11 protein-coding genes are annotated in these 15610 nt (G+C 64.4%); 10 read left to right on the top strand and 1 reads right to left on the bottom strand.

Annotation, left to right across the window (positions count from 1 at the left end):
• Positions 1 to 71 precede the first annotated feature (71 nt).
• Positions 72 to 2399 (top strand): Tex family protein, encoded by a 2328-nt coding sequence (locus tag EOA13_RS05590; RefSeq protein ID WP_127290362.1) that lies wholly within the window; start codon positions 72 to 74, stop codon positions 2397 to 2399.
• On the opposite strand, the gene EOA13_RS05585 is transcribed toward EOA13_RS05590, so the two are convergent.
• Entirely contained in the window at positions 2400 to 3311 is a 912-nt protein-coding gene (locus tag EOA13_RS05585; RefSeq protein WP_127290360.1) for a LysR family transcriptional regulator, read from the bottom strand. It abuts the gene before it with no gap.
• 137 nt (positions 3312 to 3448) lie between these two features.
• Here EOA13_RS05585 and EOA13_RS05580 point away from each other — a divergent pair, with 137 nt between their 5' ends.
• The 9 genes from EOA13_RS05580 to EOA13_RS05545 all read left to right on the top strand — a co-directional run bounded on the left by EOA13_RS05580 (position 3449) and on the right by EOA13_RS05545 (position 15461).
• Positions 3449 to 4645, top strand: coding sequence for an acyl-CoA dehydrogenase (locus EOA13_RS05580; protein ID WP_127290358.1), 1197 nt, complete (start codon positions 3449 to 3451; stop codon positions 4643 to 4645).
• Between the two features lie 112 nt (positions 4646 to 4757).
• Positions 4758 to 8117, top strand: a complete 3360-nt coding sequence (locus tag EOA13_RS05575) for a transglutaminase family protein (RefSeq protein ID WP_127290356.1) — start codon at positions 4758 to 4760, stop codon at positions 8115 to 8117.
• 6 nt (positions 8118 to 8123) lie between these two features.
• Positions 8124 to 10535, top strand: a complete 2412-nt coding sequence (locus EOA13_RS05570) for a circularly permuted type 2 ATP-grasp protein (protein ID WP_127290354.1) — start codon at positions 8124 to 8126, stop codon at positions 10533 to 10535.
• 3 nt (positions 10536 to 10538) lie between these two features.
• Positions 10539 to 11423, top strand: a complete 885-nt coding sequence (locus tag EOA13_RS05565) for a transglutaminase family protein (RefSeq protein ID WP_127290352.1) — start codon at positions 10539 to 10541, stop codon at positions 11421 to 11423.
• A gap of 141 nt (positions 11424 to 11564) precedes the next feature.
• Positions 11565 to 11936: a glycosyltransferase family A protein gene (locus EOA13_RS38545; RefSeq protein ID WP_245490306.1), complete on the top strand. Its 372-nt coding sequence runs from the start codon at positions 11565 to 11567 to the stop codon at positions 11934 to 11936.
• Positions 11937 to 11959: 23 nt separating this feature from the next.
• Positions 11960 to 12502 carry a hypothetical protein gene (locus EOA13_RS38540; protein WP_245490305.1) on the top strand — a complete coding sequence of 181 codons (543 nt, stop codon included), beginning with the start codon at positions 11960 to 11962 and terminating at the stop codon, positions 12500 to 12502.
• Positions 12503 to 12601: 99 nt separating this feature from the next.
• Positions 12602 to 13708, top strand: coding sequence for a DNA topoisomerase IB (locus EOA13_RS05555; protein WP_127290350.1), 1107 nt, complete (start codon positions 12602 to 12604; stop codon positions 13706 to 13708).
• Between the two features lie 107 nt (positions 13709 to 13815).
• Complete coding sequence (locus EOA13_RS05550) at positions 13816 to 14190, top strand: YciI family protein (RefSeq protein WP_023809971.1); 375 nt, start codon at positions 13816 to 13818, stop codon at positions 14188 to 14190.
• A complete protein-coding gene (locus EOA13_RS05545) occupies positions 14187 to 15461 on the top strand; it encodes an RNA polymerase sigma factor (RefSeq protein WP_127290348.1) in 1275 nt (424 codons plus the stop codon). The genes EOA13_RS05550 and EOA13_RS05545 overlap by 4 nt, the downstream gene beginning before the upstream one ends.
• The last annotated feature ends 149 nt before the right edge of the window (positions 15462 to 15610 follow it).

Here is a 15610-nt window from a genome sequence, read left to right as displayed (position 1 = left end):
AAAGCGCGGCGGTTGGCGGACCGGACGTCTGCGCCTATGGTCGCCGCTCTTTGGATGAGAGCAGGAACGACATGGCATCCGACATCAAGCGAATTGCAGCCATCATCGCGGCCGAGATCGCTGCCCGACCCGAACAGGCGGCCGCGGCGATCGGGCTGCTGGACGAGGGCGCGACGGTGCCGTTCGTGGCGCGCTATCGCAAGGAGGTCACCGGCGGGCTGGACGACACCCAATTGCGCGACCTTGCCGAACGGCTTGCCTATCTGCGCGAGCTCGATGCGCGCCGCGACACCATCCTTGGCTCCATTCGCGAACAGGGCAAGCTGACAGCGGAGCTCGAGGGCAAGATCGTCGCCGCCACCACCAAGGCTGAGCTGGAAGATATCTATTTGCCCTACAAGCCCAAGCGCCGCACCAAGGCCGAGATCGCCAGGGAACGCGGGCTGGGGCCGCTGGCCGAAGCCATCTTGGCGAACCGCGCGCTGGTGCCTGCCGAGCTGGCGCTGGCCTATGTCAGCGAAGAGGTGGCCGATACCAAGGCGGCGCTCGAAGGGGCGCGCGACATCCTGTCGGAACAATTCGCCGAGAATGCCGATCTGGTCGGAAAACTGCGCAGCTACATGAAGGAGCGCGCCTTCATGCGCGCCGGGGTGGTCGACGGCAAGCAGGAGGCCGGCGCGAAGTTCTCCGATTATTTCGACCATGTCGAGCGCTGGGCAAATGTGCCGAGCCATCGCGCGCTGGCGATGCTGCGCGGCCGCAACGAGGAAGTGCTGTCGCTCGACATCGAGGTCGATGCCGATGACACCTCCCCGGTGAAGCCGGTCGAGCGGATGATCGCCAATGCCTATGCCATCGGCGGCAGCCTGCCGGGCGACAGATGGCTGATGGACGTCGCCGGCTGGACCTGGCGGATAAAACTGTCGCTGCACCTGACGCTCGACCTGATGCGCGACCTGCGCGAGCGGGCAGAAGAGGAAGCGATCCACGTCTTTGCCCGAAACCTCAAGGATTTGCTGCTGGCGGCGCCCGCCGGCTCGCGCGCGACGATGGGGCTCGACCCCGGCATCCGCACCGGCGTCAAGGTGGCGGTGGTCGACGGCACCGGCAAGGTGCTGACAACAACGACGGTCTATCCATTTCCGCCCAGGAACGATGTGCGTGGCACGCAGGCGGAACTCGCCAAGCTCATCCGCCTGCACAAGGTCGAGCTGATTTCGATCGGCAACGGCACCGGCAGCCGCGAGACAGAAAAGCTGGTGGCGGACATGCTGTCCGACATGCCGGCGGATGGTGGGCCGAAGCCGCTGAAGGTGATCGTCAGCGAGGCCGGCGCCTCTGTCTATTCGGCATCGGCGACGGCGGCGGCGGAATTCCCTGGCCTCGACGTGTCGTTGCGCGGCGCTGTGTCGATTGCCCGGCGGCTGCAGGATCCGCTGGCCGAATTGGTCAAGATCGAACCCAAATCGATCGGCGTCGGCCAGTACCAGCATGATGTCGACCAGTACCGTCTTGGCCGCTCGCTGGAAGCGGTGGTGGAAGACGCAGTCAACGCCGTCGGCGTCGATCTCAACACCGCCTCGGCGCCGCTGCTGGCGCGCGTTTCAGGTCTCGGCGCGTCTCTGGCCGACGCGATCGTCGCGCATCGCGATGCGACCGGCCCCTTCGCCAGCCGGAAGGATCTGCTCAAGGTGCCGCGGCTCGGACCTCGGGCCTTCGAACAATCCGCCGGCTTCCTGCGCATTGCCAATGGCAGCGAGCCGCTCGATGCCTCGTCGGTGCATCCGGAGGCCTATGGCGTGGCGAAGAAGATCGTCGCCGCCTGCGGGCGCGATGTGCGGTCGTTGATGGGCGATAGTGCCGCGCTGAAGGCACTCGACCCGCGCGTCTTCGTCGACGAGCGTTTCGGCTTGCCGACGGTGCGCGACATCCTGGCGGAGCTGGAAAAGCCCGGCCGCGACCCGCGCCCAGGCTTCAAGACGGCGACCTTCGCCGACGGCATCGACGACATCAAGGATCTGAAGCCCGGCATGCTGCTTGAAGGCACGGTCACCAATGTGGCCGCCTTCGGCGCCTTTGTCGATATCGGAGTGCATCAGGACGGGCTGGTGCATGTCTCGCAACTGGCCGACCGGTTCATCAAGGACGCGCATGAGGTCGTGAAGGCCGGCGACGTGGTCAAGGTGCGGGTCGTCGATGTCGACATCAAGCGCAAGCGCATAGCCCTTTCCATGCGCAAGGATGGCGGCGAGGGTGGCGCACCGCGTGGCGGGCCACGCGACAATGGTGGCGGCAGGCCGGCACCACGTTCGCCGACGCCGCAGCAACGTCAGCCGGAGCGGCCGGCACAGCAAGGCGCATTCGGTGCTGCGCTGGCCGATGCGCTGAAGCGAAAGTAGCTACCACGCCAGAACGGCCGGCTCTTTCTCGACCCGGCCCAGCAGCCAGTCGCGAAAACTGGCGACTGGCGGATGGCCGCGCTTGTCATGCGGGACGACGAGGTAATAGGCGCTCCGGCTTTGCATGGGGTGGCCTGGCGCCGGCACCAACTGGCCGCGCTGCAATTCGCCTGCAATGAGGATCAGCGGCAGCAGCGCCACGCCGAGCCCCGCCATGCAGGCCTGGGCGGCGGTGCCGAACTGCTCGAACTGCATACCGGGCCCGGTCGGCGCGCTCAGGCCCTGATGCTCGAACCATTCCGTCCAGGCGCCAGGGCGCGTCGCCATATGCAGCAGCGGCAGGCGGCCGATATCGGCCGGTGTGGCGATGGCGCGGCCGGCGAGGAATTCGGGCGATACCACCGGCGCCACCGTTTCGCGCACCAGCAGTGTGGAGTCGGCCTCAGGCCAGTCCGGCAGGCCATAGTGGATGGCGGCATCCAGCCTCTCCCTGGCGAAGTCGAAGCGACCGACGCGGGTGACGAAATTGATGGTGATATCGGGATTGTTTTCGACGAAATCGGGGATCATCGGCATCAGCCAGCGCGTGCCGAAGGTCGGCAATATGGCAAGGTTCAGGATGCCGCTATGCCGATTGCTCATCAATCCAAGGGCTGCGTCACGCAACTGGCCAAGTGCTGAACGCACCGCCTCGGCGTAGATTTCGCCCGATGTCGACAGCCTGACATTGCGGCTGTCGCGTTCGAACAGCCGGCGGCCGAATTGATCTTCAAGCGATCTGATCTGCCGGCTGACCGCGCCTTGGGTCAGATCGAGCTCCTGGGCGGCAGCGGTGAAACTGCCCAGCCGGGCCACAGCCTCGAAGGCGGCAAGGGCGCTTATGTTGGGCAAAAGGCGGCGCTGGACACTCATGATCCATTCCTAATGCTCATTGATCGGTGAATCAATTTCGTTTGATTTTTTCGAGGCGCAGGCCGATAGAACGGGCCAAGATTTTGCTTCATGCATGCCGTCATTTTGAGCGACATGCATTGTTTGGGAGAAACGCGATGGCCGCCGACAAGAACGCATTCGTCTGGGAAGATCCGTTCCTGATCGAGGGCCAGCTTTCGGAAGACGAGCGCATGGTGCGCGACGGTGCGGCGGCCTTCGCCGCCGACAGACTGGCGCCGCGGATCGAGGACGCCTACCTCAACGAGACCTTCGACACCGCGATCTTCCGCGAAATGGGCGAGGCCGGCCTGCTCGGCATCAACATCCCCGAGGAATTCGGCGGGCTTGGCGCGAACTATGTGACCTACGGGCTGGTCGCGCGGGAAGTCGAACGTGTTGACTCGGGTTATCGCTCGATGATGTCAGTGCAGTCGTCGCTGGTGATGTATCCGATCTACGCCTATGGCTCGGACGAGCAGCGCAAGAAGTACCTGCCCAAGCTTGCCAGCGGCGAGTGGATCGGCTGTTTCGGCCTGACCGAGCCGGATGCCGGCTCCGACCCGGGCGGCATGAAGACACGCGCCGAGAGGACAGCCAACGGCTACAAGCTGTCCGGTTCGAAGATGTGGATTTCCAACGCGCCGGTCGCCGATGTGTTCGTCGTCTGGGCGAAGCTGAAGGGCGAGAACGGCAAGGACGAGATCCGTGGCTTCGTGCTGGAAAAGGGCATGAAGGGCCTTTCGGCGCCGAAGATCGGCGGCAAGCTGTCGCTGCGGGCGTCGATCACGGGCGAAGTGGTGATGGAAGGCGTCGAGGTCGGCGAGGACGCGCTGCTGCCCAACGCAAAAGGCCTCGGCGGACCGTTCGGATGCCTCAACCGGGCTCGCTTCGGCATTTCCTGGGGCTCGATGGGCGCCGCCGAGGATTGCTGGCACCGCGCCCGCCAATACGGTCTCGACCGCAAGCAGTTCGGCAAGCCGTTGGCCGGCACGCAGCTTTACCAGAAGAAGCTTGCGGACATGCAGACCGAGATCGCGCTGGGATTGCAGGCATCCTTGCGTGTCGGGCGGTTGCTGGATGAAGGCAAGATGGCGCCGGAAATGATCTCGATCGTCAAGCGCAACAATTGCGGCAAGGCGCTCGATATCGCGCGCCAGGCCCGCGACATGCATGGCGGCAACGGCATCCAGATCGGCTACCACGTCATGCGCCACGCGCAGAACTTGGAGACGGTCAACACCTATGAAGGCACGCATGACGTGCATGCGCTGATCCTGGGAAGGGCGCAGACGGGGATACAGGCGTTTTTCTGAGCCGGCAACCGTTGCTTAAATTAGGTGCACCGCAACATCTCTGCTTGGAGAATGGTTGCCAGATGTGTCAGGGTTCAGCGAAATCGTTTGAAACGCTGAATTCCGGGGCCCCATGGCAATTCTGGCAGCCGTCTACCACCTGACCCACTACAAATACGACCGGCCGGTGGTTCTCGGGCCCCAGATCATCCGGCTGCAGCCGGCGCCGCATTCCCGCACCAAGGTGCTGAGCCATTCGCTCAAGGTCGAGCCGGCCAACCACTTCGTCAATCTGCAGCAGGACCCCTATGGCAACTTCCTAGCCCGCTTCGTCTTTCCGGAGCCGGTGACGGAGTTGAAGATCGAGGTCGACCTCGTCGCTGACATGACGGTCTACAATCCGTTCGATTTCTTCGTCGAGCCGTCGGCGGAGGCGTTTCCGTTCGAATATCCGGAGGAGATACGCGACGATCTCGCGATCTACCGCACGCCGGAGCCGGCCGGACCGCTGCTTTCGGCCTTGCTGGGGACGATAGACCGCAGCGCCACGAATACCGTCAATTTTCTCGTCGACCTCAATGCGCGGCTGCAGCGCGAGATCGCCTATATCGTGCGCATGGAAACCGGGGTGTTCTCGCCGGAAGAGACCTTGGCCGCAAAAAAGGGGTCATGCCGGGATTCGAGCTGGCTGCTGGTGCAGATCCTGCGCAATCTCGGTATCGCCGCGCGCTTCGTTTCCGGCTATCTGGTCCAGTTGAAGCCCGATCTTGTGGCGCTCGACGGTCCAGCCGGAACCGCCGTCGACTTCACCGATCTGCATGCCTGGTGCGAGGTCTATCTTCCCGGCGCCGGCTGGATCGGCTTCGATCCGACCTCGGGCCTGCTCACCGGCGAAAGCCATGTGCCGCTGGCCGCCACACCGCATTTCCGCAACGCGGCTCCCATTTCCGGCGTGGCGAGCTTCGCCAATGTCGAATTCGGCTTCGAGATGCGGGTCGACCGCATCGCCGAGCATCCGCGCATCACCAAGCCATTTTCGGACGAAAGCTGGCGGGCGCTCGACGCGCTGGGCAACAAGGTCGATGCAGCGCTTGCCGCCGGCGACGTGCGGCTGACCATGGGCGGCGAGCCGACTTTCGTGTCGATCGACGATTTCGAGTCGGCCGAATGGAACACCGCCGCCGTCGGTCCCACCAAGCGCGAAAAGGCGGACGAACTGATCCGTAAACTGCGCGAGCGCTTCGCGCCCGGCGGCTTTCTCCATTACGGCCAGGGCAAATGGTATCCGGGCGAAAGCCTGCCGCGCTGGACCTTTTCGCTCTACTGGCGTGCCGACGGCCAGCCGGTATGGAGCGATCCGTCGCTGATCGCACGCGAAAAAAGCGAGGCCGATATCGGCCCGAAGCAGGCCGAAAGCCTGCTCACCGCGATTGCCGGCGAACTCGGCATCGACAAGGCCATGGTCAGCGAAGCCTATGAGGATCCGGCCGAATGGCTGCTCAAGGAAGGCAAGCTGCCCGAGAATGTCGATCCGTCCAACTCCAGGCTGGAGGATCCGGAAGAACGCAGCCGCATGGCGAAAGTGTTTGAACGCGGGCTGACCAAACCGTCCGGCTATGTGCTCCCCGTCCAGCGTTGGAACAGCCAGGCATCGGATCCGCGCTGGCGCTCGGAAAAATGGAAGACGCGGCGTGGCCGCCTGTTCCTGGTGCCAGGCGATTCACCGGTCGGCTACCGTTTGCCGCTCGGCACGTTGCCCTATGTGCCGCCGGAGCAATTCCCCTATATCGTGCCGGTCGACCCGTCGCTACCACGCGGCCCGCTGCCCGCGCGTGAAGCCATACTGGCCGGACCGGCTCCAGCCGAACTCGAAGGCGCCGACGAGATGGCGCGCCGCCAGCAAGCGGCATCGTTCACCGCCGCGACCGGCCAGCAGGAGCGGGTCGAGCAGGAGATCACCGAGATTGGCGGCGCTGTGCGCACCGCGCTTTCGGTCGAACCGCGCGACGGGCGGCTCTGCGTGTTCATGCCGCCTGTCGAGGCGCTGGAAGACTATCTCGAACTGGTCGCGGCGGCCGAGAACGCGGCAAAGGCGATCGGCCTTCCCGTGCATATCGAGGGCTACGGCCCGCCTCACGATCCACGCCTCAACGTCATCCGCGTTGCGCCTGATCCCGGCGTCATCGAGGTCAACATCCATCCTGCTTCCAACTGGCAGGATTGCGTGGCGACGACGACGGCGATCTATGAGGAAGCGCGGCAGACACGGCTTGGCGCCGACAAGTTCATGATCGATGGGCGCCACACCGGCACCGGCGGCGGCAACCATGTCGTGGTCGGCGGTGCGACACCCAATGACAGCCCGTTCCTGCGAAGGCCGGACCTGTTGAAGAGCCTGGTGCTGCAATGGCAGCGCCATCCGTCGCTGTCCTATCTGTTCTCGGGCCTGTTCATCGGGCCGACCAGCCAGGCGCCACGCTTTGACGAAGCGCGTCACGACTCGCTCTACGAGCTTGAGATCGCGATGGCGCAGGTGCCGCATCCAGACCAGGGCAACGCACCCTTGCCATGGCTGGTCGACCGGCTGTTCCGCAATTTGTTGACCGACGTCACCGGCAATACGCATCGTTCGGAAATCTGCATCGACAAGCTGTTTTCGCCGGACGGACCGACCGGTCGGCTGGGGCTGGTCGAATTCCGCGGCTTCGAGATGCCGCCCAATGCACGCATGTCGCTGGCGCAGCAACTTTTGGTGCGCGCCATCATCGCACGTGCGTGGAAGGGCCCGCTCGACGGCCGCTTCGTGCGCTGGGGCACGTCGCTGCATGACCGCTTCATGCTGCCGCATCATGTCTGGGCCGATTTTCTCGACGTGCTCGACGACCTCAAGCTCAACGGTTTCGAATTCAGGCCCGAATGGTTCGACGCCCAGCTCGAGTTCCGCTTCCCGTTCTGCGGGGAGGTTCAACACGCCGGCATCAAGCTGGAGCTGCGCCAGGCGCTGGAGCCGTGGCATGTGATGGGCGAGCAAGGCGCGATCGGCGGCACCGTGCGCTTCGTCGATTCCTCGGTCGAACGGCTGCAGGTCAAGACCGAAGGGCTGAACCCGGAGCGCCACGCAGTCGTCTGCAACGGCCGCATCGTGCCGATGAAGGTCACTGACAATCGCGAAGTGGCGGTGGCGGGTGTCCGCTTCAAGGCCTGGCAGCCGGCATCGGGCCTGCATCCGGCGCTGCCAGTCAACACGCCACTGGTCTTCGACATCTATGACCGCTGGTCGGGCCGTGCGGTCGGCGGCTGCGTCTACCATGTCGCCCATCCCGGCGGGCGCAATTACGACACCTTTCCGGTCAATGGCAACGAGGCGGAAGCTCGGCGGCTCGCCCGGTTCGAACCGCGCGGCCATACGCCATCAGCCTATGTGATCCGTGAAGAACAACCGGCGGAAGATTTCCCGATGACCCTTGACCTTCGGCGGCCGGCAAGACTCTGATCAGCGATGGCAAAGGGGAATCACAAGAGGGGACACGGCAAGCCGCGGACCCACAGCCTGCTGGAGCACTACCAGCCGATCGACGGCGTCGTCGACGAGATGGTCGATGCGTCAGGCAATCCTCGCCCGGCCTGGACGCATTTTGTCGAGGCGCTCGAGGAACTCGGCGCTGAAAAGCTCGGCCAGCGCTTTGCCCGCGCCGACCAGTATCTGCGCGATGCCGGCGTTTATTATCGCGTCTACGACAAAGCCGGTGCCAATGAGCGCGAATGGCCGCTGGCGCATGTCCCGGTTCTCATCGAGGAGAGCGAGTGGGCGGCGATCAGCGCCGGCCTCGTGCAGCGCGCCGAACTGTTCGAGGAAACCATCGCCGATATCTACGGGCCGAACCGGCTGGTCGAGAAAGGCATCCTGCCGGCGGGATTGATCGCCGCCAGCCCCGAATATTTGCGGCCTGTCGTCGGCACCAGGCCGGCCGGTGGCCACTTCCTGCATTTCTGCGCCTTCGAGCTCGGCCGTGGACCTGACGGCCAGTGGTGGGTGCTGGGCGATCGCACGCAGGCGCCGTCCGGCGCCGGTTTCGCACTGGAAAACCGCGTCGCCACCACACGCGCGCTGTCCGACATCTATGGCGAGATGCATGTGCACCGCCTTGCCGGCTTTTTCCGCCGTTTTCGCGATGCTTTGATCGGCATGGCCAAGGAGACCGACGGCCGCGTCGCCATCCTGACGCCGGGGCCGCTCAACGAAACCTATTACGAACACGCCTACATAGCCCGCTACCTCGGCATCATGCTGCTCGAAGGCGAGGATTTGACCGTCTCCGGCAGCCGGCTGATGGTGCGCACGGTTTCCGGCCTGATGCCGATCAGCGTGTTGTGGCGGCGGCTCGACGCCGCTTTCGCCGACCCGCTCGAACTGCGCCCGGATTCGCAGATCGGAACGCCGGGCCTGGTCGAGGCGATCCGCCAGGGCGCGGTTGCTACCGTCAATGCGCTGGGCTCCGGCCTGATGGAGACGCGCGCGCTGCTTGCCTTCCTGCCCAAGATTTCACGGGCCTTGCGTGGCGAGGAATTGCTGCTGCCAAGTGTCGCGACATGGTGGTGCGGGCAAGCTACCGAGCGCGCGCATGTGCTGGCCAATATCGATCGCATGGTGATCGGGCCGGCGCTGTCGACGAGGCTTGCCTTCGAGGACGACGATTCAACGAAACTAGGCTCGGCTCTGTCGGCCGGGGAGCGGGCGGAACTGGTGGCGCGCATTGAACGTGATGGCGGCGATTTCGTCGGCCAGGAAGCGGTGACGCTTTCGACGACGCCCGTCTATGTCGGCGGCTGGCTGGAGCCGCGGCCAGCGAGCCTGCGCGTCTACCTGGCGCGAACGCCGGAGGGCTGGACGGTGATGCCGGGCGGTTTTGCCCGTATCGGCCTGTCGCTCGACCCGACGGCGATCGCCATGCAGCGTGGCGGCCAGGCGGCGGATGTCTGGGTTGTCAGCGACAAACCGGTGGAGCGCGAGACGCTGCTGCCGCAAGAAGGCGACAGTTTCAGCCGCACCAGGCCCGGCAGCCTGCCCAGTCGCGCGGCGGAGAACCTGACCTGGCTCGGCCGCTATATCGAGCGCTCGGAAGACACGGTGCGCATCCTGCGCGCCTACCATGTGCGGCTGGCCGAAACCTCCGACCCGGATATGCCGCTGCTCGCCGACATCAGGGATTATCTCGAACCTTTCGGCATCGATGTGGAGACGGCGATCCCGTCAGGGCTGATCGGCACGCTGGATAGCGCGGTCTACAGTGCCGGGCAGATCCGCGACCGCTTTTCGCCCGATGGCTGGCTGGCGCTGAAGGACCTGTCGAAAACCATCCATCAGTTCGCAACGACGGTCGCGCCCGGCGACGACGCGACCCGGGCGATGACAGTCATCCTGCGTAAGCTCGCCGGCTTTTCCGGCCTGCTGCACGAGAACATGTACCGCTTCGCCGGTTGGCGCTTCCTCGAGATTGGCCGCCGGCTGGAGCGCGGTATCCAGATCTCCCGCACGCTGTCGCGGCTGACCAGCGCCAAGGCGCCGGACGGCGCGCTCGACATGATGCTGGAAATCGGCGACAGCGTGATGACCCATCGCCGCCAATATCCGGTCCAGGCCGGTCGGCGCACGGTGATCGACCTGCTGGCGCTCGATCCGCTTAACCCGCGCTCCATCCTGTTCCAACTTGAAAGGCTGAAGGCCGAAATCGGCCTGTTGCCGTCGCTCGGCGGGGAGGGGCAAATGTCGCCGGCGGCGAAGGAAATCCTGCAGCTCAACACCCAGATTGCCATCAAGGAGCCTTCGGACATGACGGCAAAGGCGCTGGACGACCTCGCCTATGAAATCGGCGGCCTCTACAACAGCCTCGCCAAAGCCTATTTCGGATAAAGCATGCTCTACGACATCAGGCTTCATCTGCACTACGATTACGCTGCGGCGGCCGGCGGCGGTCGTCATCAGGTGCGCGTACTGCCGTCGACGATATCAGGCGTGCAGCGTGTCATCGCCGCATCCCTGTCCTTTGCGCCGGCACCCAACGAGCGTTCCGACTTTTCCGATTTCTTCGGCAACAACGTCACCTCGATCGCCTTTCGCGACGCGCATGACGCGCTCGACATCAGGATGAGCGCCCGCGTGTCGGTGTCTCGGCCCGAGCCCGGGCTCGACGTGTCGCCCGATATCGCCCGGCTGAGGCAGGAGCTCGCCGCGGTGCGGTCTCTGGCACCTGATGCACCGCACCATTTCCTGACGGCCAGCACCCATGCCGGCATCGACGATGCGATCACCGCTTACGCACGCGACAGCATCGCCGGCTCTGCCGCCGGCACGGTCATGAGCCTGTGCAATCGCATCCATCGCGATTTCACCTATGACGGCGAAGCGACAACGGTGCGGACCCGGGCCAGTGATGCCTTCAAATTGAAGCGCGGCGTCTGCCAGGACTTTTCGCACATCATGATCGCCGGCCTGCGCGGGCTCGGTATTCCGGCCGGCTATGTCAGCGGCTTCTTGCGCACCATCCCGCCGAAGGGCAAGCCCCGGCTGGAAGGCGCCGATGCCATGCATGCCTGGGTCAAGGTCTGGTGCGGGCGCGATGCAGGCTGGCAGGAATTCGATCCGACCAACGGCATGCGGGCCAGCAACGACCATATCACCGTCGGCCACGGCCGCGACTATTCGGACGTGGCGCCGATCGTCGGCGTGCTCAAGACCACGGGGGGACAGGTTGGCGAGCAAGCTGTCGACGTCATTCCGGTCGTGCTCGAAAGAGCCTGAAGCAGGTCGTACACGCAGGTATTTGCGCTGCAATTCGGGATGGACAAGACTGCTTCTCAAATACCGATGCGGCCGCTAGTCTGTATTCGTTTCGGGGTGACGGCAGTTGTATCCTCAAGCGCATGGCGCGAGGTTTTGTAATTGAGAGCAATCAGCGTCGTCATTCCTGCCTGTAACGCGGCGGCGACCATCGCTGCAACGCTGGCATCGCTACGCAGCGAGGCCGAGATCATCGGCGAGATCTTGCTGGTCGACGATGCATCGATTGATGGGACGGCAACCATCGCGCGGGAGGCCGCGGCACAACTGTCGTTGCCGCTGCGCGTGCTGTCGGCCAAATGCCGCGATGCAGGCGGTGCCCGCAATTTGGCGCTGGCCGAAGCGGTCTATTCCTGGGTCTACCTGATCGATGCCGACGACCTGCATCTGCGGGGCGGGTTGCGCGCACTGCTCCGCAAGGCCCGGGAGCAGCCGGAGGCCGACATGATCGTGGTGCCTACCGGCGACGGGTGAACGGCCAGGACCGGCAGATCAAGATGCCGAACGGCTACCAGGCTGCGTGCCTGGCAAATGCTTCGGCCTATGTCAAAGGCGACATACGTTCGGTCGCCGTGGGCAGCGTTCTGGCATCCCGGACGCTGATCGGCGAGACGCGGTTCCCGATCGGAATGGCCTATGACGAGGACACGCTGTTCTGGGCACGGCTGATGAGCAAGGCATCGCTCGCCATGGTTTCGCAACCTGTCATGGTCTACGAGGTTTCGCCGGTACGTTCCGATGACCGCTTTGCCCTCAACCCGGTACGGCGCTTCCTGGACTGGCGCCGGGAACTGCGCACACTCACCGACTGCAACATCCCGTTGTCGGCCCTCAAGGCCAGGGAAGGCCTTGTCGCCCTCAAGATCGCCCGGGTCCACTATGCGCGCGGCGATCTGGGCACCGCGGTGCGCTTCCTGGCGGTAGCCGCGGCCGCGCCGAAGCGGCGCTCAGAAGCTTGGCGCTGCCTGCGCTACAGGTTCAAGCTCGCAGCGCGGCGGCGTTTGTCCGCGCCGCCGATCAAGCTGCAAGGCGCTCTGTAGGCGCCAGCCAACCCGATATCGGCGCGAGGCGCTTTTCGGACGGCGCGTGGAACCAGCGGTCGGCCAGTGGCTTATCTACGGAATTCGCGTGGAGCCGACATGTTGCAAAAATCCGGATTGTCGCCCAGCCGACCGGCTGGCCAGGACGCTGTGTCGCCAGATGGCGAGCCCAAAAACGGGGCACAAAGCTCGGCCGACCATGCGTCGCTTAACTATGTCAGTGATGCTGAGCCCGGTATCCGACGGCTGAAAACAGGCAAGGGGTTTTCCTACCAGGGACCGGACGGAGGGACAGTTTCGGATACTACCAGGGCCCGCATCGAGGCGATCGTCATTCCGCCGGCCTGGACGGATGTGTGGATTTCGCCGGACGCGGACGGCCATATCCAGGCAACCGGCAGGGACCAGCGCGGACGCAAGCAATATCGCTATCATCCGCAATGGGCCGAAGAGCGCGATGGTGCCAAATATTCGAGCCTGGTTGCTTTCGCCGAGAGCCTGCCGGACCTGCGGCACAGGATCGACAGCGATCTGCGCCGTCGTGGCCTGCCGTTCGAGCGTGTCGTCGCCGCGGTCGTCTGGCTGCTCGACAACACGATGATCCGCGTCGGCAATGCCGCCTACGCCCGTGACAACAAGAGTTTCGGGTTGACCACGTTGCGCGACCGGCATGTGGATATTGTCGGTTCAAGCCTGCGCTTTGCCTTCAAGGGCAAGTCGGGCAAGGAGTGGAAGCTGAAGCTGGTCGACCGCCGCATCGCCAGGATTGTGCGCGGCGCGCAGGACCTGCCAGGCCAGAAGCTGTTCCAGTATCTCGATGAGGACGGCAATAGGCGGCCGGTCCGCTCCGAGGACGTCAACCGCTATATCCGTGAGGCGGTCGGTGACGCCTTCAGTTCGAAGCATTTCCGCACCTGGGGCGGCACCATTCACGCCGCGTCGCTGTTTGCCCAAACGGAACTGCCGCAAAGCCAGGCGCAGCGAAACAGGGCGATGAACAGCGTCATCGACAAGGTTGCCGAGCGGCTGGGCAATACGCGTGCCGTCTGCCGCAAATGCTATATCCACCCGCGGGTCTTCGAAGCGTGGTCCGAGGGGCGGTTGCTGAATGAAATGGCGCAAGCCAACAAACGCAAACGCTCCATCGATGGTCTCGATGACGAGGAAGCTCTCGTGCTGCGATGGCTGAAACTGCGAGAAAGCTGACCAGCGCGGCCGGCTGTGGCCAAATCCGCCACATCTGGATTTTTTTATCGACGTGGTGTCGGGATCGGTCTTACTGTTTCGTCCTTTGACAGAGAAAAGGACCAGCCATGCTCTACGCAATCCTCTGCTATGCTTCCGAAGATGTCGTCTGCTCCTGGAGCAAGGCACAGGACGACGAGGTCATGGCCAATATCCTCGGCGTTCAGGAAAAATATGCCAAGGCCGGCCGGCTTGGCCCGGTGGCACGGCTTCTGCCGACGACCGCCGCGACGACCCTGAGAAAGGTCAAGGGTGAATCGGTCGTCATCGATGGGCCGTTCGCCGAGACCAAGGAACAGTTTCTCGGCTTCTACACGCTCGAATGCGCTGATCTCGACGAGGCGGTGGAGTTCGCCCGCGAGCTTTCCGAGGTCAACCCGAGCGGTGGGTCGTATGAAATCCGGCCGGTTTCGGTCTTTAACCCAACAAGGGTTTCCGCATGACCGAAATGGCCTGGATAAGCTCCGCGATCAGCGCCGCCCGCCCGCAGGCCATGGGTGCGCTGCTGCGTTATTTCCGCGATCTCGATACGGCGGAGGAAGCTTTCCAGGACGCGTGCCTCAGGGCGCTGAAGAACTGGCCGCAGAACGGGCCGCCGCGCGACCCGGCGGCCTGGTTGATCTTCGTCGGTCGCAACAGCGGCATCGATGCGGTGCGCAAGCGCGCCAAGCAGGCGCCGATGCCGGAGGAAGACCAGGTTTCCGATCTGGGAGACGCCGAGAGCGATATCGCCGAGCGGCTGGACGGGGCGCACTACCGCGACGACATATTGCGGCTGCTGTTCATCTGCTGCCATCCTGATCTGCCGGCAACGCAGCAGATCGCGGTGGCGCTGCGCATCGTCTCCGGTCTTACGGTCAAGCAGATCGCGCGCGCCTTCCTGGTTGGCGAAAGTGCCATGGAGCAGCGCATCACTCGCGCCAAGGCGCGCATTGCGGACGCCGGCGTGCCGTTCGAGACGCCGGGCGCGGTCGAGCGGTCGGAACGGCTCGCCGCCGTCGCCGCCATGGTCTACTTGGTCTTCAACGAGGGCTATTCGACCAACAGCGGCGAGGCGCCGGCCCGCGCACCGCTGTGCGAGGAGGCGATCCGGCTGGCACGGCTGTTGCTGCGGCTGTTCCAGACCGAGCCGGAGATCATGGGGCTGACGGCGCTGTTGCTTCTGCAGCATGCGCGCGCACCGGCCCGTTTCGACGAGAGCGGCGAGATCGTGCTGCTCGAAGACCAGGATCGCAGCCTGTGGAGCCGCAAGATGATCGATGAGGGGCTGGCGCTGGTCGACAAGGCGCTGCGCCATCGCAAGCCCGGCCCCTACCAGGTGCAAGCGGCGATTGCCGCGCTGCACGCGCGGGCCGAAAGGGCCGAGGACACCGACTGGAACGAGATCGACCTGCTCTATCGCTTGCTGGAGCAGATGCAGCCGTCGCCGGTGGTCACGCTCAACCGGGCCGTCGCGGTCTCCAAGGTGCGTGGACCGGCAGAGGCGCTCGCCATGATCGAGCCGCTGGAAGAACGGCTTTCCGGCTATTTCCATTTTTTCGGCCTCAAGGGCGGCCTCTTGATGCAGCTCGACCGGGGCGACGAGGCGCGCGTCGCCTTCGACCGCGCCATAGCGCTTGCGAACACGGCGGCGGAAGCTGCCCATATCCGCATGCATATCGACCGGCTGATCAGGGACGGTGCGGTACGCCCAGCGGCCAAGAAGGCAAACTGAGCGCCATCTGGCTCAATCGTGCAGTTTGGGCTTAGACCATGCCGGGGTGGTGATTTTCCCTTGAACCGAGTAATGCCACGCGATGATCGTGCCTTTGTGCACGCGGGCAGCATGGCGCCAGGCTTTGACCGGCGTGCCTTTTGTGCATG

The sequence above is a fragment of the Mesorhizobium sp. M7A.F.Ca.US.011.01.1.1 genome, from assembly GCF_003998295.1.
Classification (GTDB): Bacteria; Pseudomonadota; Alphaproteobacteria; order Rhizobiales; family Rhizobiaceae; genus Mesorhizobium.
Note: the sequence above shows the minus strand (reverse complement) of the source record. Positions and strands in the feature narration are given on the sequence as shown.

Excerpts from the sequence above, each read along its gene's own strand:
- EOA13_RS05590 (WP_127290362.1), top strand. The coding sequence starts at position 72 with ATGGCATCCGACATCAAGCGAATTGCAGCCATCATCGCGGCCGAGATC.
- EOA13_RS05555 (WP_127290350.1), top strand. The coding sequence starts at position 12,602 with ATGTTGCAAAAATCCGGATTGTCGCCCAGCCGACCGGCTGGCCAGGAC.
- EOA13_RS05575 (WP_127290356.1), top strand. The coding sequence starts at position 4,758 with ATGGCAATTCTGGCAGCCGTCTACCACCTGACCCACTACAAATACGAC.
- EOA13_RS05580 (WP_127290358.1), top strand. The coding sequence starts at position 3,449 with ATGGCCGCCGACAAGAACGCATTCGTCTGGGAAGATCCGTTCCTGATC.
- EOA13_RS05585 (WP_127290360.1), bottom strand. The coding sequence starts at position 3,311 with ATGAGTGTCCAGCGCCGCCTTTTGCCCAACATAAGCGCCCTTGCCGCC.
- EOA13_RS05565 (WP_127290352.1), top strand. The coding sequence starts at position 10,539 with ATGCTCTACGACATCAGGCTTCATCTGCACTACGATTACGCTGCGGCG.
- EOA13_RS38540 (WP_245490305.1), top strand. The coding sequence starts at position 11,960 with ATGCCGAACGGCTACCAGGCTGCGTGCCTGGCAAATGCTTCGGCCTAT.
- EOA13_RS05550 (WP_023809971.1), top strand. The coding sequence starts at position 13,816 with ATGCTCTACGCAATCCTCTGCTATGCTTCCGAAGATGTCGTCTGCTCC.
- EOA13_RS05545 (WP_127290348.1), top strand. The coding sequence starts at position 14,187 with ATGACCGAAATGGCCTGGATAAGCTCCGCGATCAGCGCCGCCCGCCCG.
- EOA13_RS05570 (WP_127290354.1), top strand. The coding sequence starts at position 8,124 with ATGGCAAAGGGGAATCACAAGAGGGGACACGGCAAGCCGCGGACCCAC.